The organism is Streptomyces sp. NPDC060027, assembly GCF_042737005.1.
GTDB lineage: Bacteria > Actinomycetota > Actinomycetes > Streptomycetales > Streptomycetaceae > Streptomyces.
On sequence record NZ_JBHWVI010000146.1, the window covers coordinates 1 to 22468 of the forward strand.

The window sequence follows — 22468 nt, forward strand, 5'->3', positions numbered from 1 at the left end:
CCCCTTCCTGGAACCGGGTCAGACTCCGGCCGGCTCCGGGGACTTGTCCTCCTGGCCGACGGCGCTCCCGCCGACCTTCGCCTCCCGCTTCGCCGCCCTCTTCTTCGCCCGGCGCTCCTTGCGGAGCTCGATCATCGCGTAGAGCGTCGGAACGAGCAGCAGCGTCAGCAGTGTCGACGTGATGAGGCCACCGATCACGACCACCGCGAGCGGCTGCGCGATGAAGCCGCCCTCGCCGGTCACGCCCAGCGCCATCGGCAGCAGGGCGAAGATCGTCGCCAGTGCCGTCATCAGGATCGGGCGGAGCCGGTGACGGCCGCCCTCGATCACGGCCTCGACCACGCCGTGACCCTGCGCGCGGTACTGGTTGATGAGGTCGATCAGCACGATCGCGTTCGTCACCACGATGCCGATGAGCATCAGCATGCCGATCATCGCGGGGACACCCATCGGGGTGCCCGTCACGATGAGCAGACCGATCGCGCCGGTCGCCGCGAACGGGATCGACACGAGCAGGATCAGCGGCTGGACCAGCGAGCGGAAGGTCGCCACCAGCAGCATGAAGACGATCGCGATCGCCGCCAGCATCGCGAGGCCGAGCGACGCGAACGCGTCGTCCTGGTCCTGCGAGACACCACCGATCGATGCCGTGGCGCCGGCCGGCAGCTTCAGCTTCTTCAGCTTCGCCGTGAGGTCCGCGCTGACCGCGCCGGTGTTGTCACCGGTCGGCTTGGCCGTGATCGTGGCGGCCCGCTGGCCGTCGATCCGGGTCATAGAGACCGGCCCGTCGACGACCTCCACCTTCGCGATGTCACCGAGCTTCACCGCGCCGAGCCGCAGCCCGCGCAGTTCCGCCAGCGTGCTGGCCGGCTCGGCGGACTTGATGACGATGTCCCGCTCGGTGTCGTCGAGGATCGCCTTGCCGCTGGTCGTGCCGCGTACCGCCTGGGTGACGGCCGCGCCGAGCGTGGCGTCGTTGTAACCGGCCGCGGCCGCCTTGGAGTTGGCCTCGACCGAGATGCGCGGCACGCTCTGGGACAGGTCGCTCGTGACGTCCGTGACGTGGTCGAGCTTCGCGACCTCGTCGCGGACCTGGTCGGCCGCCTTGCGCAGCACGTCCTTGTCGGCCGCCTTCACGACGACGCTGAGGTCCTGGCTGCCGAAACCGTCACCGGCCGCGACCGTGGTGGTGCCGAGCCCGGAGAGCTTGCCGAGGCCCGTCTCGATGCGGTCCTGGACGTCCTTGTAGGACGCCGAGTCCTCCAGCATGACCTGGTACGACGCCTGGTTGGTGTCCGTACCGCCGCCGAAGGCCGCCATGAAGCCGGAGGACCCGATGGTGACCTGGTAGTCCTTGACGCCCTTGACGCCGCCGAGGAGCTTCTCGACCTTCCGCGCCTGCTCGTCGGTCGCCGCCAGGCTGGCGCCCGGCTTCAACTCCTGCTTGACGGTGAGGACTTCCTGCTCGCCCTGGTCGAAGAAGTTCGTCTTCAGCAGGGGCGCCATACCGAACGTGCCGACGAGCACCGCGGCCGCGATCAGCACACTGGTCAGCCGGCGACGGGTCGCGAAGCGCAGGACGGGGACGTAGAAGCGCTGCAGACGGCTGCGCTCCTCCTTCTCCTCGGCCTGGCGCCGGGCCTCCTCCGCGTCCGCGGAGGTGCCCTTGGGGGCACGCAGGAACCAGTACGAGAGCACCGGGACGACCGTCAGCGAGACGAGCAGGGAGGCGAGGAGCGCCGCCGTGACCGTCAGGCTGAAGGAGCCGAACAGCTCGCCGACCATGCCGCCGGTCAGACCGATCGGCAGGAAGACGGCGACCGTGGTGAGGGTCGAGGAGGTGACCGCGCCGGCCACCTCGCGGACCGCCGTGATGATCGCCTCCTCGCGCTCCTCGCCGTACCCGAGGTGCCGCTTGATGTTCTCCAGGACGACGATCGAGTCGTCGACGACCCGGCCGATCGCGATGGTGAGCGCGCCCAGCGTCAGCATGTTGAGCGACAGGTCCCGGGTCCACAGCACGACCAGGGCCAGCACCACGGACAGCGGGATGGACACGGCGGTGACCAGCGTCGAGCGGACCGACGCCAGGAAGACCAGGATGACCAGGACCGCGAAGAGCAGACCGAGGGCGCCCTCGGTGGTCAGGCCGTGGATGGACTTCGAGACCGCCGGGCCCTGGTCGCTGACGACGGTGATCTTCGCCCCCGCGCCCAGGTCCGCCCGCAGGCCGGGCAGCTTGTCCTTGACCGCGTCGGAGATGGCGACGGCGCTGCCGTCGTGGTCCATGGTCACCATCACGGCGAGGCTCGGGCTGCCGTCGGTCCGCGTGATGGAGTCGGCCTTGGCCTGCTCCTGCTTCACGGTGGCGACGCTGCCGAGGCGCACCGGCTTCTTGCCGGGCTGCCCCGCGACCATGAGGTCCTGGATCTGCCCCAGCGAGGTGAAGCCGCCGCCGACCCGCACGGTCTGGTTGCTGCCGAGCTCGTCGAAGGAACCGGCCGGGACGGTCGCCCCGCCCGCCTGGAGGGCCTGGCCGAGGGCGGCCGTGGTGAGGCCGGCCTTCGCCACCTTCTTCTCGTCCGGCGTGACGGTGACCTGGAGGTCCCGCACACCGGTGACCGCGACCCTTCCGACGCCGTCGATGCCGTCGAGGGCGGGGACGACCGTGCGGTCGAGCTGGTCGGCCAGGGCCTGCTGGTCCTTGCCGGAGGTGACGGCGAGGACGACGGTCGGCATGTCGTCCGTCGAACCGGCGATGACCTGCGGGTCGACGTCGTCCGGGAGCTGGGCGCGCGCCCGGTTGACGGCCTGCTGGACGTCGGCGACGAGCTGCTTGGTGTCGTTGCCGTAGTCGAAGGACGCCATGATCACGGCGTTGCCCTCGCTGGCGGTGGAGGTGACACCGGTGATGCCGTCGACGGCTTCGAGGTTGTCCTCGAGGGGCTCGACGACCTGCTTCTCGACCACATCCGGAGACGCACCCTGGTACGGCGCGAGCACGGACACCATGGGCAGTTCGATGGTGGGCAGCAACTGCTGCTTGAGCTGGGGGATCGCTATCGCCCCGAAAGCGAGCGCGATGATCGACATCAGCCCGATGAGGGCCCGCTGCGCGAGGCTGAATCTGGACAGCCAGGACATGGGTGGTGGGTCTCTCTTCTGTGGTTCGAGCGGAAGGCGGTGGACTGGGGAACGCCCCACGTCACACCTTGGGCCATGAACGGGCGACGATCCGTAGCCCCTGGGTCCATTTCCTTACCGGGAACCTACTCCAGGCGCAGTACGCGCAGCCAACCGTCAGTCCACCCTCGGACGTACCAGGCCGGACTCGTACGCGATGACCACCAGTTGGGCCCGGTCCCGGGCGCCGAGCTTGGCCATGGCCCGGTTGACATGCGTCTTCACGGTGAGCGGGCTCACTTCGAGGCGCTCGGCGATCTCGTCGTTGGAGTGGCCTCCGGCGACCTGGACGAGTACCTCGCGCTCGCGGCCGGTGAGCGCGTCGAGCCGGTCGGAGCCGATGGGACCGCGCCCGTCGGCACCGTCGCCCTGCGCGAGGAACTTGGCGATCAGACCCTTGGTCGCCGCCGGGGACAGCAGCGCCTCGCCGCCGGCGGCGATCCGGATGGCGTTCAGCAGTTCCTCGGGCTCGGCGCCCTTGCCGAGGAACCCGGACGCGCCGGCCCGCAGCGACTGCACCACGTACTCGTCGACCTCGAAGGTCGTCAGCATCACGACCCGTACGTGCGCGAGGCCCGGGTCGGCGGTGATCAGCCGGGTGGCGGTGAGGCCGTCGGTCCCGGGCATCCGGATGTCCATCAGCACCACGTCGGCCCGCTCGTCCCGGGTCACGGCCAGCGCCTCCGCGCCGTCGGACGCCTCCCCCACGACCTCCATGTCCGGCTCCGAGTCGACCAGCACACGGAACGCGCTGCGCAGCAATGCCTGGTCGTCGGCGAGCACGACACGGATCGTCATACGGGGTCCCCCAGGGCAGGCGCGCGGTGCTTGACCGGAAGGATCGCATGGACGCGGAAGCCGCCTCCGTATCGGGGACCCGCCGTGCAGCTCCCGCCGATCGCGGTGACCCGCTCGCGCATGCCGAGCAGTCCGTGCCCGCCGCCCTCCTGCGGGGCCGTGTCCTGTCCGGGCCCGTTGTCGAGGACGGTCACTTCCACGTTCGGCCCGACCCGGACCACGCTGACCTCGGCCTTCGCCCCGGCGCCGGTGTGCTTCTGCACATTGGTGAGGGCTTCCTGGATCACGCGGTACGCGGCGAGGTCGACGGCCGCGGGCAGCGCGGTGCCGTGGTCGGAGCGGGCCACCTCCACCGGGAGCCCCGCGTTGCGGAAGGTGTCGGCCAGCTCGTCGAGCCGGGCCAGCCCGGGGGCCGGCTCGGTCGGGGCCTCGGGGTCGCCGGACTGGCGCAGCAGCCCCACGGTGGCGCGCAGTTCGTTCAGCGCGGACCGGCTGGCCTCCCGTACGTGGGCGAGCGCCTCCTTCGCCTGGTCGGGACGCTTGTCCATCACGTGGGAGGCGACTCCGGCCTGAACGTTGACGAGGGCGATGTGGTGGGCGACGACGTCGTGCAGATCGCGGGCGATCCGCAGCCGCTCCTCGGCTACACGGCGGCGCGCCTCCTCCTCTCGGGTGCGCTCGGCTCGTTCGGCGCGCTCCTTGATCGCGTGCACGAAGGCGCGCCGACTGCGGACGGCGTCGCCCGCCGCGGCGGCCATGCCGGTCCAGGCGAAGACGCCGAGGTTCTCCTGGGCGTACCAGGGCAGCGGCCCGGCGAGCATCGCGACCGCCGTCAGCACGGTCATGGTGGCCAGGCCGACGCGCCAGGTGGTGGGGCGGTCGGTGGCCGAGGCCACGGTGTAGAGGGCGACGACGGCGCACATCGCCAACGGGGCCCGGGGATCGCCGGTCACCAGCTCGACCAGGGTGACGGCGACGGTCGCCGCGAGGATCTTCATCGGGGCGCGGCGGCGGAAGACCAGGGCGGCGGCGCCGAGAACCATCAGGGCGAGGCTGAGGGCGTCCGGGGTGCGGGCGCCCCAGGTCGTGCCGTCGGCGCCGTGCGGGTCGACGAAGGAGCCGGCCATCATGCAGACGAGGACGCCCGCGGCGAGGGCGGCGTCCAGGGCGAGGGGGTGGGCCCGCAGCCAGTCCCTCGTGCGCTCCAGGGTGCTCACCCGCTCAACGGTACGGGTCCCTGCCGGGCCGGGAACCGGACGGTACGACGCCCTCTCGCCGGACCGGGTTCAGTCGGGACCGACGTCGCCGAGCGCCAGGATCGGACGCGCCTCGCCGGGCTGCGAACCGGGGCCCGGCGGGCCGGCGGACGGTACGGTCCGCTCTCGCCGGGGGAGAGCCGGACGCCGGGCGGCCATGTCATGTCGCGGTCGCTGCCCTTGCCGGGCTCTGGGCCGGAAGTTGTCAGGCACGACGAGGGGCCGTACCGGGACGGGGACGGGTCTTGTGGTGTCGGGCTCGGCGGGCCGGCCGGTGGGTGCCGGCTCGGGGTGTCGGTCGGGCTGGGCGCTCGCCACCCCTCCCGGGGGTCCCTCGTCGGCAGGGCCGCCCGCCGACTCCTCCCCGAGTCGCCGGGGCACGCGGGGGCGGAGAGGGGGAGCGGTCGAGGTCGGTCGGAGAGGTGGTGCTCAGCCGGGGATCAGGCCGTCGCCGGTGAGCATCTCCTGGACCTCTTCGAGCGTGGCCTCCGGAGAGGGGAGGATGAGCTCCGACGGCTCCAGCGAGTCGTCGGGGAGCGGACTCCCGGCGCCACGCACCGCGTCCAGCAGGGCTCCCAGGGTGCGACGGAAGCCGGACTCGTCGCCGCGCTCCATCTCGGAGAGCAGCTCGTCGTCCAGCTTGTTCAGTTCGGTGAGGTGGCCGTCGTCCAGCCTCACCTGCCCCTCCCCCATGATCCGTACGATCATGTCGCCCTCCTCAGGCGTGGGCCCTGTCGGTCACTGCTTGTCGAAGCGCGGAGTGTCCTGGGGCTGCGACGACGACTGGGACTGGCCCGTGCCGCCCTCGATCGCCTGCTGTGACGAGGAGCCGCCGGCCAGCTCCGCCTTCATGCGCTGCAGCTCCAGCTCTACATCCGTACCACCGGAGAGCCGGTCCAGCTCGCTCTGGATGTCGTCCTTGGCCAGCCCGGACTGGTCGTCGAGCGCTCCGGAGGCGAGCAGCTCGTCGATCGCGCCGGCCCGCGCCTGGAGCTGCGCGGTCTTGTCCTCGGCACGCTGGATGGCAAGCCCCACATCGCCCATCTCCTCGGAGATGCCGGAGAAGGCCTCCCCGATCCGGGTCTGTGCCTGGGCCGCCGTGTACGTCGCCTTGATCGTCTCCTTCTTGGTGCGGAAGGCGTCGACCTTGGCCTGGAGGCGCTGGGCCGCGAGGGTGAGCTTCTCCTCCTCACCCTGCAGGGTCCGGTGCTGCGTCTCCAGGTCGGTGACCTGCTGCTGGAGCGCGGCGCGGCGCGACAGCGCCTCACGGGCCAGGTCCTCACGACCGAGCGCGAGCGCCTTGCGGCCCTGGTCCTCCAGCTTGGAGGACTGGTTCTGGAGCTGGTTCAGCTGCAGTTCGAGGCGCTTGCGGCTGGTCGCCACGTCGGCGACACCGCGCCGGACCTTCTGGAGCAGCTCCAGCTGCTTCTGGTACGAGTAATCGAGGGTCTCGCGCGGGTCCTCGGCCCGGTCAAGGGCCTTGTTCGCCTTCGCGCGGAAGATCATCCCCATACGCTTCATGACACCGCTCATGGGCTTCGCGCGCCCCCTTCTGACGGACTCCAGCTCCAGGTACTGCAACAGGACCCACAGTACGGGCCCTGCATCCATTACCGCACTGTTCGGGGACGGATGCGCTCATCCCCAAGGACGACTGCGTTCTCCACCACTCCGGCGTAGGGAGTAGGTGACACCCGGGGTCCACCCGGGAAGGACGTCCCCTCTGTCCCACTACAGACGCACGGCGTTGCCGGATCGTTCCCCACTCGAACGACGTCCATGCCCGCGGACCCCGTACCCTTGGGTTTTGTGTTCCGTAGCCGTGCGAAGGAAGAGAAGGCCCCCGCCGACAAGGCGCCGGTGTCCGACTCCAAAATGACCCGTGATCCGCAGGCCCCCAAGGGCCGCCCCACGCCCAAGCGCAGTGAGGCCCAGACCCAGCGTCGCAGCGTCGCCCAGACGCCGACGACGCGCAAGGAGGCGGCCAAGCGGCAGCGCGACGACCGCCGTGTCCAGATGGAGAAGCAGCGCCAGGCGCTGGCCAGTGGCGACGAGCGCTATCTGCCCGTCCGCGACAAGGGCCCGGTGCGCCGGTTCGCGCGTGACTTCGTCGACTCGCGATTCTGCATCGCCGAGTTCTTCCTGCCGATGGCCGTGGTCATCCTCGTCCTGAGCATGGTGCGGGTCGGCTCGCTCCAGAACATCGCGCTGCTGCTGTGGCTGGTCGTCATCGTGATGATCGTGGTCGACTCGATCGGCATCGCGATCCGCCTGAAGAAGCAGCTCAACACGCGCTTCCCCGACCTGCCCAAGAAGGGCGCGGTCCCCTACGCGCTGATGCGCACCCTCCAGATGCGTCGACTCCGGCTGCCGAAGCCGCAGGTCAAGCGCGGAGAGCGGCCCTGAGCACGACGTCATTCTCCGGGGGCGCGGCGGATGCCTGGCTGAACAAGCTGGGCGGGCTGCGTGATGTCGTACGACAGGAACTGGTGGCCCGGCAGCTCGACGAGCAGATAGCCGGGCGGTATCCGGTGGGTCAGCGGCTGCGGGTCCTCGATGTCGGGATGGGGCAGGGCACGCAGGCCCTGCGGCTGGCCCGGGCCGGCCATCAGGTGACCGGGCTCGAGCAGGACGCCACGATGCTGGCCGTGGCCCGGGAGGCCCTGGCCGCCGAGCCGGAGGGCATCCGCGGCAGGGTGCGCCTCATCGAGGGCGACGGGCGCGAGACCGGCGTCCACTTCCTGCCGGGCAGTTTCGACGTGGTGCTGTGCCACGGCGTCCTGATGTACGTCGAGGATCCGGACGCGCTGCTGGCGGGCATGGCCCGGATGCTGGCCCCCGGCGGGCTGCTCTCGCTGCTGGTGCGCAACGCGGACGCGCTGGCCATGCGGCCGGGGCTCGGCGGGGACTGGGCGACGGCGCTGGCCTCGTTCGACACGACCGCGTACACGAACCGGCTCGGCCTCGACGTCCGCGCCGACCGGCTCGCCACGCTGACCGGCACGCTCGCCGGGATCGGGGCTCCGCTGCACGCCTGGTACGGCGTGCGGGTCTTCACGGACACGGCCGCCGACGGCACGTCGCTTCCGCCGGACGCGGAGACGCTGCTGGCCGCGGAGGAGCGGGCCGGGCGGACGGATCCGTACCGCCAGGTGGCGGCGCTGCTGCACCTGTGCGGCGTGCGGGGCTGACCCCCCTCGGGGCGGGGTCGGACGACCCCTTCGGGGAGACGGGACTCCGCCCCCGAGCGGGGCCGGACGCCCCGGAGGCCGTCGGGGCATCCTTCCCGGCGAAGCCGGACGTTCCTGCTGGGCAGCCCCGGACGAACACGCTTCCTCGCGGCGCCGGACGACCGGCCCTTCCCGGCGGAGCCGGACGACCGTGCATCTCGGGGCGCCGGACGAGCGGCCCTTCTTGGCCAGGTCGGACGAGCGTCCATGCCTGGCCGGGTCGGACGAGCGGCCCTTGCTGGTGGAGCTGGACGGTTGACCGTTCCGGCCTGTGGGCAACGAGGAGTCGGCCGGGGCGGCGGGATCGTGCGGCGGGGAAGCCTGCGATGCCGGTCGTACGAGGGGTGCTGCGGGCGGTGACGGGTTGCCGGGGTGTGCCCCCGGCAACCCCGACCGGCCTACTCCGGCTCGGCGTGCAGGCTCATCGGACCGTAGATCTGCGTGCTGTCCTCGAAGAGGAACACCTGGTCCGCGCCGCCCGCCAGAAGGTCCTTCCACACCTCGCCGATCCAGGACTCGGCGTCGCCCTGGGTGGTGAACTCCTCGGGCTGCACCGCGGGTTGGACCTCTGTCCCGTCGGACTTCTCGAACCGCCACGTCCATGCCGCCATGTACGCCTCCAAGGTGTGAGCACACTGCACAGCGGGGGCCGGACAAGATCCGGCTCCCGTCCGAAGCCTAGCCGGACGCGCAAGACCTGCGGGGACACGCAAAAATCGACGGCGTGGAACTGACTCTGCTCGGCACCGGTGCCCCCGCGGGCCTGCCCCGCCCCGACTGTCCCTGCGCTGCCTGCGCGACCGCGCTCGGCGAGAGGGCGCGGGCCGCCACCGCGCTGCTCGTGGACGGCACACTGCTGCTCGACCTCACCCCCGGCGCCGCGTTCGCTGCCGCCCGCGCCGGACACTCGCTGGGCGGCGTACGGCAGGTACTGCTCTCGCATCCGCACGACGGACCCGCCGTGGAGGTGCCGGCCGGGCTGCCGCAGCCCGGCCGGGTGCCCGACGGACGGGAGTTGGCGCTGATGACGGGACATCGGGTGCGGGCGGTGCCGATGGACGCGCCGGGCACGGGGTACGCGGTGACCGGACCGGACGGGCAGCGGCTGCTGTACCTGCCGCCGGGAGCGGCGCCGGCCGGTCTGGACAAGAACGGCGACGCCTACCACATGGTGCTCCTCGACGTGGTGGGGCGGCCGGACGCCCTGGCGAAGCTGCGCGCGGTCGGCGCGGTCGGCCCGACGACGGACGTGATCGCGGTGCACCTCGACCACGACGTGCCCCCGGGTCCCGAACTGCGGCGGCGGCTCGCCGCGGCGGGCGCGCGTGCCGTGCCCGACGGGTCGACGCTCGACGTGGGCGTCTACGAGGACGTGCCCGATGTGCCGCGCAGGACGCTGGTGCTCGGCGGAGCGCGTTCGGGCAAGTCGGTGGAGGCGGAACGACGCCTGGAGGCGTTCCCCGACGTCCTCTACGTCGCCACCGGAGGTTCGCGCAACGGGGACTGCGAATGGGCGTCGCGGGTCAGCGCCCACCGTGAGCGGCGGCCCGGCTCCTGGCGCACCGTCGAGACCTGCGACCTGGTCCCCCTCCTCGCGGAGAACGGCCCGCCGCTGCTCGTCGACTGCCTCTCGCTGTGGCTGACGGACGCCATGGACTCGGTGAACGCCTGGGACGACGCCGAGTGGTCCGGCGGCGGCGAACGCGCCCTGCGCGCCCGCGTGGAGGAGCTCGTCGCCGCGGTCCGGAACACCCGCCGCACGGTCGTCGCGGTATCGAACGAGGTCGGCTCCGGCATCGTCCCCGCCACGGCCTCCGGACGCCGCTACCGCGACGAACTCGGGCGGCTGAACGCGGGGTTCGCCGGGGAGTGCGAGCACGTGCTGCTGGTGGTGGCGGGACAGGCGTTGAAGCTGCGGGGCTGACCGCGGCCGAACTCCGTGCCGGCGGACGCGCGTTCTTCGCTTCCGCCGGGCGCTCGCCCCCCGTTCGCTGCGGGCGGGCGCTCTCAGGTCTGCCTGCGGGCGACGATGCGGTACGCGTTCGAGAAACGGGTGCGGCGGAGCACGGGGGCCATCAGACGGTCCAGCGCCGCGGTCGAGGCGAGGAGCGGAACGGACGCCCGGGTCAGGGCCTGCCGCACGGTGTGCTGGAGGGGGGTCGGGGGTGCCGGGCGCCAGGGGGCGTCGAGGCCGGGGAGGGCGCGCCCGAGGGCCAGGGCGAGGGCGCCGGAGAGGTCGTGGGGGATGTGCGGTTCCCGGCGGTCCGTCGCGACGACCTCGCAGCCGAGGGATTCGAGTTCGCCGAGCAGATTGGGCAGCGGCATGAGGTGCAGATGGCGCGGCTGGCCGTACGCGACCCACCACTTGCCGAGCAGCGTGCCGAACGCGCACTCGGGGTCGGGGACTTCGACGAGGATGTGCCCGCCGGGGCGCAACACCGCCAGCGCGGCGCGCAGTTCCTCACGCGGATCCGGTGTGTGCTCCAGATGGTGGAACATGCTCACGACGTCGTAGCGGGCGCGCAGCCGCTCGGCGATCCGCGGGTCGGTGAGCCGCCCGATGTGCGCCTCCTCCACCCGTCCCGCCGCCCGTGCCCTCTCGACGCGCCGCGTCGGGTCGAGCCCGTCGAAGGACGTGTACGGGTGGACCTCCTTGGCCGCCGCCGGGAAGTGCCCGTGTCCGGTCCCGATGTCGAGCCAGCTCTCCGGCTCCGGGAAGGGCAGCATGGCGCGGGCCGCCGCGAGGTGGCGTCCGGTTCCGCCGCCGGCGCCGAGCAGCCGCTCGGCGAGGCTCTCGTGGCCGTCCTCACGGACGTCCCGGTGGTAGAAGGCCACCCCCTCCGCGGTGAGCCGGGGGTTCTGGAAGGCGTGGGAGCAGTCCCCGCACTCGTCGACGACGAACGTCCCCGGCTTGCGCTGCCGCAGGTCCGGCGTACGCAGCCGGGTGCGCAGGCTCTTCGAGCCGCACCAGGGGCAGTCGGCGCGGCGCGGTTCGTGGAACCGGCCGGTGCCCTGGGCGAGTTCGGCCGCGTAGGCGGCACGGCGTTCGGCGATCGGCCGCGTGGTGGGGGGCATGGGCGCTCCTGTCGGGACGAGCCGTATGACAATCCGACACAAACGGTACGTATCCGAAGGTGATACGGAGTGCATCGACGTGGCGCGGACGTGTTCGATCGGTGCCGGTACTGTTCGGCGAATGAGCTCGCTTAATCTCGACGACTTCACCGATCTGATCGAGCGTCCCGACGGAGGCGTACGCCGAGACGCCGAGGCGCACCGGGAGAGCCGGATCGTGCCGCCCGGGGCACTGGGCCGCCTCGACGACCTGGGTGAATGGCTGGCGGCGGCGCAGTCCGCGGTGCCGGTGCGGCCGATCGAGCACCCGCGGGTCGTGCTGTTCGCGGGCGACCACGGGATCGCCGCCCTCGGCGTGTCGGCGCGCCCCGCGGGCAGCGCGGGCCGGCTGGTGCGGGCGGTCCTGGAGGGCGCGAGCCCGGCGTCGGTGCTGGCCCGCCGGCTCGGCGTACCGGTGCGCGTGATCGACGTGGCGCTGGAGGCCGATCCCGAGGAGCTGCCCGACGAGGTCGTGCGGCATCGGATCCGGCGCGGTTCGGGCCGGATCGACGTCGAGGACGCGATGACTCTGGAGGAGGCGGAGGCCGCGTTCCGCGCCGGGGTCGCCATCGCGGACGAGGAGGCGGACTCCGGTACGGATCTGGTGGTGCTCGGCGACATCAGCGTGGGCGGGACCACGGCGGCGGCCGTCCTGGTCGCGGCGCTGTGCGGGACCGACGCGTCCGTCGTCACCGGGCGGGGCGGGCAGACCATCGACGACCTCGCGTGGATGCGCAAGTGCGCCGCGGTGCGCGACTCCCTGCGGCGGGCGCGGCCCGTGCTCGGGGATCAGCTGCAGCTGCTCGCGACGGTGGGCGGGGCCGACCTGGCGGCGATGACCGGGTTCCTCCTCCAGAGCGCGGTGCGCAAGATGCCGGTGATTCTCGACGGAGTCGTGTCGGCCGCGTGCGCGCTGGTCGGACAGCGGGTCGCCTTCCGCGCGCCGGACTGGTGGCTGGCCGGGCAGAGCAGCGGGGAGCCCGCGCAGGCCAAGGCGCTGGACCGGATGGCCCTCGAACCGCTGCTCGACCACGGAGTGACGGTGGGCGAGGGGGCGGGCGCCCTGCTGGCGCTGCCGCTGGTCCAGGCCGCGGCGAGCCTCGCGGCGGACCTTCCGGCCCCCTCTCCGGAGGCGGAGACGGCCCCGGAGGCAGACCCCAAGCAAAACTCCGAGCCCGACCCCGTTTCCGACTCCGACCCCGTTTCCGACTCCGACTCCGGGACCGACTCCGACACCGGGCCCGACTCCGACACCGGGCCCGGCTCTGGGACCGACACCGGACCCGGCTCCCTGCCGGAGGCTGACGCCGAGTCCGGGACCAGGACCGGGACCGGCTCCCGGCCGGAGGCTGACGCCGAGTCCGCCCCCGGCGTTCAGACCGCGCCCAAGCCCGACACCGACTCCCCGGCCCCCGGGCGGGACGCGTAGCCGACCGGCCTCCGAGGCCACGCCCGAACCCGGCGCCGACCGGGCTGCCCGCCCCGCCCCCGGGCGCACCCACGCGCGATGCCGACTCACCAGCCCCGGCCGGGACGTTCACCGACCGGGGCCGGCCGCCCCCGCCCCGAGGGCACACCCGGGCCCGACGCCAACTCCCCAAGTCCCAGCCGGGACGGCACGCCGGCCGAAACCGGCAGCCTCGGCTTCGAGGGCACACCCTGGTCCGACACCTGCTCTCCGCCACCGGGCCGGGGCGAGGTGCCGCACGGCCACCGGTCCGGGCCATGAGGTCCGGTGCCCCGGCGGCCGGGCGCCCCCGGGGCATCGGCGGGAGCGGAACCCGCCGCCCGGCGGGGCACCACCCGTACCGGCCCTCCCCCGCGTGGGGCACAATGCCCCATATCATCGCGCTTTATGGGAGATGCCCGAATTGCCGTTGACCAGGAACGGGCGTCGGTCCGCCGGAACGACGGGGACCGGCGGTCCACGGCCGCCTCGCGGCGGTCCGCCGCCTTCGCCGTCTGGTATCTGCGCGCGGTCACGTTCATCAACTTTCTGAGCGCCGTGTGGGTGTCGCTCGGACAGGACGTACGACGGCACAACACCGAGAACTACTTCACCCCGTACCTGCTGACCGCCGGATTCGCCTCCGGTGTGTTCACGATGTTCCTGGCCATCACGATGCGGCGGCGCAAGCGGGCCGCGTGGATCCTCAACTCCGTGCTGAGCGGCATGTTCCTGCTGCTGTTCGCCGTCGCGATGGCGTTCCCGGAGATCCGCCAGTACGCGCAGAACTGGGTGTCCCTCGTGCTGACCGCGGCCTTCGTGGGCGCCCTCGCCGTCGGCCGCCGGGAGTTCTACGCCAAGGGCGACCGGTCGAACCCCACGCTCGCCGCGGCCGTCGCGGTCGGCGGGCTGCTGGTCACCTCCCTGCTCGCCACGCTGCTGGTCACGGTCACCAACGAAGCGCACGACGCCCACCGTTCGACCTTCCTGGACCGCTGGCGCTACGGCACCCTGCGGCTCGTCTCGGTCGCCGCCGACGACTCCCACTACCCCGGGATCTCGACGCCCAACTGGGTCGTCGTCGGCATCAACGTGCTCAGCACCCTGCTGGTGCTCGCCGTCCTCTACGCGGCCTTCCGCTCCCGGCGCGCCGTCGACCCGCTCACCGAGGACGACGAGAAGCGGCTGCGCGCGCTGCTCGACCGCAACGGCGACCGGGACTCGCTGGGCTATTTCGCGCTGCGCCGGGAGAAGAGCGTGGTCTGGTCGCCCACCGGCAAGGCGGCGGTGGCGTACCGCGTGGTGGGCGGGGTGTCCCTGGCGAGCGGCGACCCCATCGGCGACCCGGAGGCATGGCCCGGCGCCATCGAGCCCTGGCTCGCCGAGGCCCGGGAGCACGGCTGGATCCCGGCGGTGATGGGCGCGAGCGAGGAGGCGGGCACCATCTACTCCCGGCACGGTCTCGACGCCCTCGAACTCGGTGACGAAGCCCTCGTGGAGACGGCCGAGTTCACCCTCGAAGGACGGGCCATGCGTACCGTCCGGCAGGCCTACAACCGGGTCAGGCGGGCCGGGTACCGGGTGCGCATCCGACGGCACGAGGACATCCCGGCCGCCGAGCTGGCGTATCTGCTCAGGCGTGCGGACGACTGGCGCGACGGCGCGACCGAGCGCGGCTTCAGCATGGCGCTCGGCCGGCTCGGAGATCCCGAGGACGGGCGCTGCGTGATGCTCGAATGCACCGATGCCGAGGGCGAGTTGAGGGCGGTGCTGTCCTTCGTGCCGTGGGGGCCGCACGGGCTCTCGCTGGACCTGATGCGGCGCGACCGCGACGCGGAGAACGGGCTGATGGAGTTCATGGTGATCGAACTCCTGCGGCGCGCCCAGGAGATCGGGATCACCCAGGTCTCGCTGAACTTCGCCATGTTCCGTTCGGTCTTCGAACGCGGTGCACGGCTCGGCGCGGGACCGGTGCTGCGGCTGTGGCGCTCGCTGCTCAGCTTCTTCTCGCGCTGGTGGCAGATCGAGTCGCTGTACCGGGCCAACGCCAAGTACCGGCCCATCTGGGAGCCGCGGTTCCTGCTCTTCGAGAAGAGCGCCGACCTGTTGCGCATCGGTGTCGCGTCCGCGCGCGCCGAGGGTTTCCTGGAGGCGCCGGGCCTGCCGAAGTGGCTGCACCGCAAGCACCTGGAATCGCACAGATGAGACCGCCGGGGGCCGGCGCGCGACGGGCCGTGGGGGCCACCGGATGAGCAGGCTCGCCGACTGGGCCCGCGCCGAGTGGGGTCCGCTGTACGTCACCGTGCGCCGGGCCCTGGTGGCGAGGCGGTGGCGGGCGGTTCCGATGACCCTCTGCGCGGTGTGTCTGACGGCGGTTCTCCAGTTCGTCCAGAACCAGTCCTGGGGCTACCAGCTGGTGCAGAACACCGGCTCCGTCCGGGCCGAGGACCCGCTGCGGCTCGCCCTGCTCCGCACTCCGCTCTCCCTGTTCGTACCGGCGCTGGATCTGCCCGTGTGGGGCGCGCTCGCGCAGATCCTCCTCGTCTTCGGGATCGCCGAGATCTGTCTGGGCTGGTGGCGCACGCTCGTCGTCGCGTACGTCGCCACGCTGGCCGGGACGCTCTACGCCCGCGTCGGCATCGCGCTCGGCCCGCACCATCCGCTGGGTCTGCCCGGGGCGGACGCCCAGGTCGTCGACACCGGCCCGTCGGCGGCCGTGGTGGGCCTCGCCGTGTTCCTCGGCTGGCGCTACCGGGCGTATGTGACGGCGGGGGTGGTGATCGGGGCCATGGTGGTCGAGGTGCTCCTCAAGGACAACCTGGCGGGCAAGGAGCACCTGGCGGCCATCGCGGCGGTCCTGGTGATGTGCTGCGTCTCCGCGGCGCGTCACGGCCGTTCGGGCAGGGAACGGGCGGGCTCGGGGTCGGGTTTGCCGCCGATCCAGTCCTGAACCTTGCGGCTGGGGCCCGCCCAGCGGCGGTCGTGCCGGTAGAAGCGCAGTCTGGACCGGGCGCGGGCGCGCGGTCGGCGCCGGTAGAAGCGCTTGGCCCACGGCGAACCGGGCTTGGCCAGCCGGATCGAGCCGATCAGGGCGATGAAGGGAATGATCACCCCGAAGATGGCCGTGCGCGCCTTCCCCTTGCTCAGGGCGATGAGCGCGAGGAGGAAGTTCAGGGCGATGGTCACGATCACGCCGGCGCGGTCCTGCAACTCCTGGTCGGTGGTGTCGTTGACGCCGAGCGGCGAGAAGCCGCTGAGCATCAGCCCGACCAGGGAGGCCGTGACCACCACGACCTCGACGCTCTTGCGCCCGGCCTCGGTCCAGTAGACGTCGTCGAGGTGCAGGATCAGCGCGAACTCGTCGAGCACGAGGCCCGCTCCGATGCCGAACACCACGGCGCACACGCACGGCCAGAACCCGTACCGGCTGCTGGCGACCGCGCCGAAGCCGCCGATCACCGTGAGCACGACGCCGGGCACCACGTGGTGGATGTGCAGATCACCGGCCTTGACGTTGCCGAAGGGCCCTTTGCCGGCGCGGATGAGCCGCACGATGGAACGGGTGACCACGAAGGTCAGGACGAACGAGGCCAGCGCCAGCAACAGGGGGAGTTTCCCGGGTTCGACGATGTTCCGCTGCAACCAATGACCCATATGCGAACTTTATCCATCGCCGCTGTATCCGCCCTCCGGGCGTCCGGGTAGCCTGCGCCGATGTCCAAGACCGCCTCCGGGGCCTCTCTCCCCGACAGCCTCCGTTTCGCCTTCGGCACCCTCACCGCGCTCCCGGTGAAGGTGACCCGCTGGGACCGCGACGCGGCGCGCGGCGGCATGCTGTGCGCCCCCCTGGCCGGGGTCGTGGTCGGGGCGGGCGCCGCCCTGGTGGGCTTGGCACTGCTGGCCATGGGCGCCGGCCCGCTGCTCGCGGCCGTGGCCACCGCCGCCGTACCGGCCGCGCTCACCCGCGGCCTGCACCTCGACGGCCTCGCCGACACCGCGGACGGGCTGGGCAGCGGCAAGCCCGCCGAGGACGCGCTGCGGATCATGAAGCAGTCGGACATCGGCCCGTTCGGCGTGATCACCCTGTTGTTCGTCCTGCTCGCCCAGGTGGCCGCACTCGCCCAGGCGTACGACTCCTCATGGGCCCGGGGCGCCCTCGCGGCCGTCGTCTCGGCCACCGTGGCCCGCCTCGCCCTCACGCTCGCCGCCCGCACCGGGGTGCCCGCGGCCCGGCCCGAGGGCCTGGGCGCGGCGGTCGCGGGAACCGTTCCGCCCCGCGCCGCGCTGCTGGTGGCGGTGGCCGTGACCGGAGCGGCGGCGGGTGGCGGCGCGCTCGTCGGGTCGTACGACCTGGTGCGCGCCGCGGTGGCCGCGGGCGCCTCCTGCGTGGCCGCCGAACTGCTGCTGCGGCACTGCACCCGCCGCTTCGGCGGGATCACCGGCGACGTCTTCGGGGGCCTCGCGGAGACGGCGGCGACGACCGCGCTCGTGGTTCTCTCGCTGGGCTGATCACCGTTCTGTCACCGGCCTGGAACGATCACCGGCGAACGCCGCCGCGGGCCGGCGCCCCCACTAATCTGAGCGGCCGAACGGACAACGGATCGTGATCGGGGGACGTCTGTGCCGAACGTGCCGCCACTGCCGAAATCTCGGCGCCTCATGGCGTGGCTCATCGACTTCGCGCTGGTGCTCGCGGCGGCGTCCGCGCTCGCCGTGCTCACCTTCCACCGCGTCTCCGCGCTCGTGACGGACGTGCCGGATCTCGCGACGCGCGGTGGCTGGGACCTCCTCACCTCGCGCGGCGATGTCGTCGGCGCCTCCGAGGGTTTCGGGCTCTCGGTCTGGCGCAGGGCGGTCCGGGACGTGGAGCAGGCCTTCGGGCTGCTGGTGGCCGCGACCTTCCTCTACCAGTGGTCGGCGCTCGCCCTCACCGGACGGACCGTCGGCAAGGCCCTGTTCGGCCTGAAGGTCACACCGTCCGCTCCGCGCCGTGCGGCGCTGCGGGCCGCGGTGACCACGACGGCCGACGTCGCCGTGTACGCGGTGGCCTGCATCCTGTTGGTGGAAGGCGAGTTCGTGCTCTCGGTGCTGGTGTGGACCGTCGCCGTCGTGATCTTCTTCCTGAACGCGCTGCCCGTGCTCGCCCCGAGCCGCCGCTCGCTGGCGGACCGGGTGTCGGGAACCGCGGTGACGGGCCTCGGGCTCGGCATGCCCCGCACCCCGCCCCCGGTCACCACTCCTTGAGCGTCGGACCCGGCTCCGGGTGGCGGGACCCGGGACGCGGGGCGTTTCACGGGATGGGCGCCAGGGCGTGCGGCAGCGTGCCCCAGGGGTGGTCCCCCACGCCGGGGACCGCGCAGTACAGCGCGGCCCCCCGCTCCCGTGCCAGCGACGCCGCGTCGGCGTGGGCCGGTACCCCGTGGACGAGATGGCAGAGGCTCGCCCCGGCACCGGTCCACGGCGGCGGGGGTCTCCTGCGGTAGCTGGTCCAGGTGCCCTCGAAGGTGACGAGCACGTCGGCGATCCGGGCGTACGAGGGGTGCGGTGCCGTGCCGTGGTTGAGGACGAGGCCGCCGCCGAGTCCCCGGGCCGCCGCCGCCAGCCGCCGGTAGTACCCGAACTCGCTTTCCGCGGCGGCGACCTGGTCGAGGAACGTGCCGTCGGTGCCGTACCAGTCGCGATGCCGGGTGAGATCGCGTACGACGTCCGCGAGCGGTCTGCGCCCGTAGTCCGTGTCGACGTAGCCGAGCACCCGGACGTCCGCCGCGCGCAACCGCCCGGCGACCGCCGCGAACGCCGGGTCGAGACGGTCGCCGGGTCCGCTGGCGGGGTTCAGCACGACGCCGTGCAGCCGGGGCGCGGCGGCGACGAGCGCGTCCCATTCGGCCGGGCGGACGGAAGGGTGTTCGTAGTACGGGACGAGAAGGGCCTTCGAGGGCGGCGAGCCCGGAGTGCCACCGGGCTCGCTCAGGGAAGGACTCATGGGCGGTCTCATGGGCTGGTTCATGGACGGACTCCTGGGCGGGCTCATCGGCGGGCTCCTGGGCGGGCTCTCGTCCGCGTACCGGTGGCCGGCGGGTTCATCGGTGGGCCGTCGCCTTTCCCAGCAGGGCGCAGACGAGCGCGGTCTGGGCGCCGGCCGCCGTGCCGTACACGATCAGGCCCACCCAGTGCGAGTCGCCCGTGTGCGTCGCGAGGGCCGCTGTCTGGGCGAGCGCGGCGGCACAGACGATCGCGGCCGTGCCGGTGACGGCGCCGAAGGACTGGAGCAGCAACCCGGTCCACATGACCACACCCAGCAGGAGCAGTCCGGCGAGCCGGACCCCGTCCGCGGTCGCGGGCGCGGGCGCGTGCGGCCACAGCGCGGAGGTGCCGAGGCCGAGCACGAGCAGCGCGGCGAGGTAACCGGCGAGGCAGCGGACGAGGGCGCCGGCGGTGGCGCGCCGGAAGCGCCTCGCGGAGGTGCTGGAACGCTGCCCGGCCAGGCTCCCGCTGCGGAACCGGAACAGCAGCCACTCGGCGGGCCCCATGCTGAGCGTCAGCGCGACCGCGGCGGGTGCGGCGACCGCCGTGCGGGCTCCCGTCAGGACGTCCCCGAGCGCCGCGTACAACACGAGGACACCGCTGCCGAGCCCGAAGAGGGCGTACGGGACGGTGCCGGCGTTCCGGCGCGGGGCGGACCTGCGGGCGCGCAGCCGCGCGGCGACGCCCTCGATGCGGGCCGGGTCGGCCTCGGGATCCTTGGCGGTCGGCCGGCCCGTGGAGGCCGCCCGCGGTTCACCGGCCCTACCGGACGGCTCCGTGCCGCCCGGCCGGTTCCCGTACGGCAGCAGCGCGAGAAGCCCCGCGCTCCAGCTCCCCTCCCCCGACTCCCGGACGGCGGGTGCCACTTCGAGCAGGCCGAGCAGGGCGACCGCCGCCAGCGAGCCCAGCAGCAGTGCCACGCGCGCCAGGTCCGGGACCGGCTGGAACACGGTGACGATCGCGCCCGCCGTCATGGGCGTCAGGGCGGCGAGCAGCGTGCGTTCCCGGCCCATCACGAGCAGGACGGTGGCCGCGCCCAGATAGCCGGACTGCCCGGCGGCGAAGGCGACGGCGCCCCCGCCGGCCGTACCGGCAGCCGCGAAGGCCACCAGGGAGCCGAGCAGGACGCCGACCGGCGTCCCGACGAGCAGCGCGCGGCGGGCGGCCGTGCGGTCGCCGAGTCCCATCCAGGTGTACGCGCGGTGCGCGAGCCCCTGGTTCCAGGTCCAGCCGCACAGCGCCCCGGCGAGCATCGGAACGGTGCCGGCCGGAAGCCCGAACGCGCCCTCGGGCCCCGCGAGAAGCGGTGCCGCGAGGACATAGCCGAGACCGGGGAGGGCGAAGACGATGCCCCGCAGGAGACAGCCGAGGAGCCCGATCCGCCACGGGTCGTGGGCCGGGCCCTCCGGTTCGGGGTAGGCCCGGTCGACCCGCTCGAACAACTCCTCCGCGAGGGCGAAGGAGTTCTTGACGCCGTACCGTTCGCGTATCTGGTCGTCCGAGAGACCGTCGGATTCGAGCAGCGCGGCCACCTCGTCGGGGTGGACGGCCGCGGAGACGAACCCCCTGAGGCTCTCGGCGAGTTCGTCGATCGGGTCGGGGTGCACCCAGCTCGTCGAGCGGCGTTGGCTCGGCACCCGGGCACGCGTGTCCCGGTGGGTCCCGGGCGGCGTGTGCAGGGAGCCGCTCACCAGCCGGTCCCGTCCGTGGCGACGGCCTGGTACCAGGGGTCGCGCAGTTCGACGGTCCAGTCGTCGACGGTCTCCACGGCGGGCTCGTACACCTCGGGCCGGCCCGCCAGTTCCTGGTACACCGTCCTGAAGGCGTCGACGGAACGGCGCAGCGTGAACCGGTCGATGACCCGCTGGCGGGACAACTCGCCGAGGTCCAGCCGCCGTTCGTCGTCACGCAGCAGGGTGAGCGCGGCAGCGGCCATCTTCTCCGGCTCGCGCGGCGGGACGACGATGCCGGTGTCACCGACCGCCTCACGGACCCCGCCCACGTCCGTGGAGACCGTCGTTCGGCCGCAGGACATCGCCTCGATGATCGAGAAAGGGAAGCCCTCGGAGATCGAGGACAGCATGACGATGTGACCGGCCGCGTAGGCGCGCCACACCTCGGTGATGCGGCCCTCGAAGGTCAGCCCGTCGGTGATGCCCAGTTCGGCGGCGAGTTTCTCCAGGCGGGTCCGGTACGCCTCTCCGCCGGGCGGCACGGGACCGAACAACCGGAGCCGGGTGTCGGGCAGTTCGGCGCGCACCATGGCGTAGGCGCGCAGGAGTGTCTCCAGGTCCTTGATGGGGTCGACACGGCCGCACCAGGTGAGGGTGGGCACGGCGGGTTCGGGTCCGGCGTGCGGGAAGGCGTGCGGGTCGACGCCGTTGTAGACCGTGCGGATCCGGTCGCCGTCGGCGCCGCCGCGCTCTTCCCAGCGGCGGTTGTACTGGTTGCAGGGGGTGATGAGGTCGGCGGCGCGGTAGCCGAGGGAGTTCAGCTCGCGGTAGAAGCCGAGCATGAACGCCTTGACGGGCCAGCGCTGCTGGAGTGCGCGGTAGCCGAGGTAGCGCTCGCGCAGATAGATGCCGTGCTCGGTGAGCAGGAACGGGACCCCGTCCAGGTGGTGCGCGACGAGGGCGGGCAGCGTGGCGAGTCCGCTGCTGACCGCGTGGGCGACGGAGTCCTCGGGGATACGGACGCCGAGTGGGCGCAGCGCGTGTTCGAGCAGGTCCGTCGCCGTGAGCGCGTCGTGCACGGTGGGCCGGGCGGCGGCCGTCGGCAGATGCGGCATCGTCCAGATCCACATCAGCGAGCGCAGCGCCGCCTCGCTGCGCAGGGCGGCCGACAGGCGTCCGGCACGGGCGAGTTCGGCCAGTTCGTACAGGGCGTCGCCGAAGTCCTCGGGCGTGTCCGGGTCGAGGAAGGCGAACAGGAAGCGCTCGTAGGTCTCGGTGAAGCGGCGCAGGGCGCGGCCCAGCGGCGGCCGCGCGCGGCCGGGCCGTGGCCCCCAGGTCGGCACGGAGGTGTGCCGGTAGATGTTGGGCGACAGTTCCCAGGCCACGGGTTCGCGGCCGCTGCCGGTGAGCGAGACGATGTGGAAATCGACCTCCGGCATGCCCTTGACCAGCTGGTCGCACCAGGTGCTGACCCCGCCGTGGACATGCGGATAGGTGCCTTCGGTGAGCATGGTGACATGACGGCCGGTGCGCATCATGCGTGGTTCCCCCCTGGGACTGTTTGTTCCGGAGAGCCCCCCGGCCCCCGGTGCACGCCTCGGACGCGGCCCCCCGCCGGGCGGGCCCGGGGGGGCGGCGCGCCCCGGCGGGGCCGGGCCTAAGCGGGCAGGGTGAGCGTTAGTTGGGACTGGATGGGCGCCCGCGTGGGGCCCTCAATGGGCGGGCCCCCCGAACGCCGTACCA

19 protein-coding genes and 1 pseudogene are annotated in these 22468 nt (G+C 72.8%); 8 read left to right on the top strand and 12 right to left on the bottom strand.

Features of this window, described 5'->3' with window-relative positions; all coding sequences use genetic code 11:
• Nucleotides 1-18: 18 nt before the first annotated feature.
• The 5 genes from ACFWBT_RS29255 to ACFWBT_RS29275 all read right to left on the bottom strand — a co-directional run bounded on the left by ACFWBT_RS29255 (nucleotide 19) and on the right by ACFWBT_RS29275 (nucleotide 6770).
• Nucleotides 19-3144, bottom strand: a complete 3126-nt coding sequence (locus ACFWBT_RS29255; RefSeq protein ID WP_385705739.1) for an efflux RND transporter permease subunit — start codon at nucleotides 3142-3144, stop codon at nucleotides 19-21.
• Nucleotides 3145-3300: 156 nt separating this feature from the next.
• Nucleotides 3301-3981 (bottom strand): response regulator, encoded by a 681-nt coding sequence (locus tag ACFWBT_RS29260; RefSeq protein WP_385705740.1) that lies wholly within the window; start codon nucleotides 3979-3981, stop codon nucleotides 3301-3303.
• Nucleotides 3978-5198 (bottom strand): sensor histidine kinase, encoded by a 1221-nt coding sequence (locus tag ACFWBT_RS29265; protein WP_385705742.1) that lies wholly within the window; start codon nucleotides 5196-5198, stop codon nucleotides 3978-3980. Before ACFWBT_RS29265 ends, ACFWBT_RS29260 begins: the two co-directional genes overlap by 4 nt.
• A 468-nt stretch (nucleotides 5199-5666) precedes the next feature.
• Nucleotides 5667-5945, bottom strand: a complete 279-nt coding sequence (locus ACFWBT_RS29270; RefSeq protein ID WP_385705744.1) for a hypothetical protein — start codon at nucleotides 5943-5945, stop codon at nucleotides 5667-5669.
• A gap of 30 nt (nucleotides 5946-5975) precedes the next feature.
• A complete protein-coding gene (locus tag ACFWBT_RS29275) occupies nucleotides 5976-6770 on the bottom strand; it encodes a PspA/IM30 family protein (RefSeq protein WP_385705766.1) in 795 nt (264 codons plus the stop codon).
• Between the two features lie 246 nt (nucleotides 6771-7016).
• Between ACFWBT_RS29275 and ACFWBT_RS29280 the strand changes: the two genes are divergently transcribed.
• On the top strand, nucleotides 7017-7643 hold the full coding sequence (locus ACFWBT_RS29280; protein WP_385705746.1) for a DUF3043 domain-containing protein: 627 nt from the start codon (nucleotides 7017-7019) through the stop codon (nucleotides 7641-7643).
• A gap of 8 nt (nucleotides 7644-7651) precedes the next feature.
• On the opposite strand, the gene ACFWBT_RS29285 is transcribed toward ACFWBT_RS29280, so the two are convergent.
• A complete protein-coding gene (locus tag ACFWBT_RS29285) occupies nucleotides 7652-7846 on the bottom strand; it encodes a hypothetical protein (RefSeq protein WP_385705770.1) in 195 nt (64 codons plus the stop codon).
• On the opposite strand from ACFWBT_RS29285, the gene ACFWBT_RS29290 reads away from it, so the two are divergent.
• A complete protein-coding gene (locus ACFWBT_RS29290; RefSeq protein WP_385705768.1) occupies nucleotides 7769-8428 on the top strand; it encodes a class I SAM-dependent methyltransferase in 660 nt (219 codons plus the stop codon). The genes ACFWBT_RS29285 and ACFWBT_RS29290 overlap by 78 nt on opposite strands.
• A gap of 437 nt (nucleotides 8429-8865) precedes the next feature.
• On the opposite strand, the gene ACFWBT_RS29295 is transcribed toward ACFWBT_RS29290, so the two are convergent.
• Complete coding sequence (locus ACFWBT_RS29295) at nucleotides 8866-9078, bottom strand: hypothetical protein (protein ID WP_261706966.1); 213 nt, start codon at nucleotides 9076-9078, stop codon at nucleotides 8866-8868.
• Between the two features lie 113 nt (nucleotides 9079-9191).
• On the opposite strand from ACFWBT_RS29295, the gene ACFWBT_RS29300 reads away from it, so the two are divergent.
• The gene (locus ACFWBT_RS29300; protein ID WP_385705748.1) at nucleotides 9192-10391 is read left to right on the top strand and encodes a bifunctional adenosylcobinamide kinase/adenosylcobinamide-phosphate guanylyltransferase; all 1200 of its coding nucleotides are present in this window, start codon (nucleotides 9192-9194) and stop codon (nucleotides 10389-10391) included.
• An 83-nt stretch (nucleotides 10392-10474) separates the two neighbouring features.
• Here the strand turns inward: ACFWBT_RS29300 and ACFWBT_RS29305 are convergent, their stop codons facing one another.
• Nucleotides 10475-11542, bottom strand: a complete 1068-nt coding sequence (locus ACFWBT_RS29305; RefSeq protein ID WP_385705750.1) for a class I SAM-dependent methyltransferase — start codon at nucleotides 11540-11542, stop codon at nucleotides 10475-10477.
• A 121-nt stretch (nucleotides 11543-11663) separates the two neighbouring features.
• Between ACFWBT_RS29305 and cobT the strand changes: the two are divergent.
• The 3 genes and pseudogenes from cobT to ACFWBT_RS29320 all read left to right on the top strand — a co-directional run.
• Nucleotides 11664-12708 (top strand): annotated as a pseudogene (cobT, locus tag ACFWBT_RS29310) (nicotinate-nucleotide--dimethylbenzimidazole phosphoribosyltransferase); the annotation flags it as partial.
• Between the two features lie 728 nt (nucleotides 12709-13436).
• Nucleotides 13437-15233 (top strand): phosphatidylglycerol lysyltransferase domain-containing protein, encoded by a 1797-nt coding sequence (locus ACFWBT_RS29315; RefSeq protein ID WP_385705751.1) that lies wholly within the window; start codon nucleotides 13437-13439, stop codon nucleotides 15231-15233.
• A gap of 43 nt (nucleotides 15234-15276) precedes the next feature.
• Nucleotides 15277-15978 carry a hypothetical protein gene (locus ACFWBT_RS29320; RefSeq protein WP_385705753.1) on the top strand — a complete coding sequence of 234 codons (702 nt, stop codon included), beginning with the start codon at nucleotides 15277-15279 and terminating at the stop codon, nucleotides 15976-15978.
• On the opposite strand, the gene ACFWBT_RS29325 is transcribed toward ACFWBT_RS29320, so the two are convergent.
• Entirely contained in the window at nucleotides 15915-16682 is a 768-nt protein-coding gene (locus ACFWBT_RS29325; RefSeq protein ID WP_385705755.1) for a hypothetical protein, read from the bottom strand. The two genes, ACFWBT_RS29320 and ACFWBT_RS29325, sit on opposite strands and share 64 nt — an antisense overlap.
• Before the next feature lie 60 nt (nucleotides 16683-16742).
• On the opposite strand from ACFWBT_RS29325, the gene ACFWBT_RS29330 reads away from it, so the two are divergent.
• Nucleotides 16743-17537 (top strand): adenosylcobinamide-GDP ribazoletransferase, encoded by a 795-nt coding sequence (locus tag ACFWBT_RS29330; RefSeq protein ID WP_385705757.1) that lies wholly within the window; start codon nucleotides 16743-16745, stop codon nucleotides 17535-17537.
• Nucleotides 17538-17687: 150 nt separating this feature from the next.
• A complete protein-coding gene (locus tag ACFWBT_RS29335) occupies nucleotides 17688-18272 on the top strand; it encodes a hypothetical protein (RefSeq protein ID WP_385705758.1) in 585 nt (194 codons plus the stop codon).
• Nucleotides 18273-18318: 46 nt separating this feature from the next.
• Here the strand turns inward: ACFWBT_RS29335 and ACFWBT_RS29340 are convergent, their stop codons facing one another.
• The 3 genes from ACFWBT_RS29340 to pelF form a co-directional block, all read right to left on the bottom strand.
• Nucleotides 18319-19011 (bottom strand): spherulation-specific family 4 protein, encoded by a 693-nt coding sequence (locus tag ACFWBT_RS29340; RefSeq protein ID WP_385705760.1) that lies wholly within the window; start codon nucleotides 19009-19011, stop codon nucleotides 18319-18321.
• Nucleotides 19012-19108: 97 nt separating this feature from the next.
• The gene (locus ACFWBT_RS29345; RefSeq protein WP_385705762.1) at nucleotides 19109-20743 is read right to left on the bottom strand and encodes a hypothetical protein; all 1635 of its coding nucleotides are present in this window, start codon (nucleotides 20741-20743) and stop codon (nucleotides 19109-19111) included.
• Nucleotides 20740-22263: a GT4 family glycosyltransferase PelF gene (gene pelF, locus ACFWBT_RS29350; protein WP_385705764.1), complete on the bottom strand. Its 1524-nt coding sequence runs from the start codon at nucleotides 22261-22263 to the stop codon at nucleotides 20740-20742. The genes ACFWBT_RS29345 and pelF overlap by 4 nt, the downstream gene beginning before the upstream one ends.
• Nucleotides 22264-22468 lie beyond the last annotated feature (205 nt).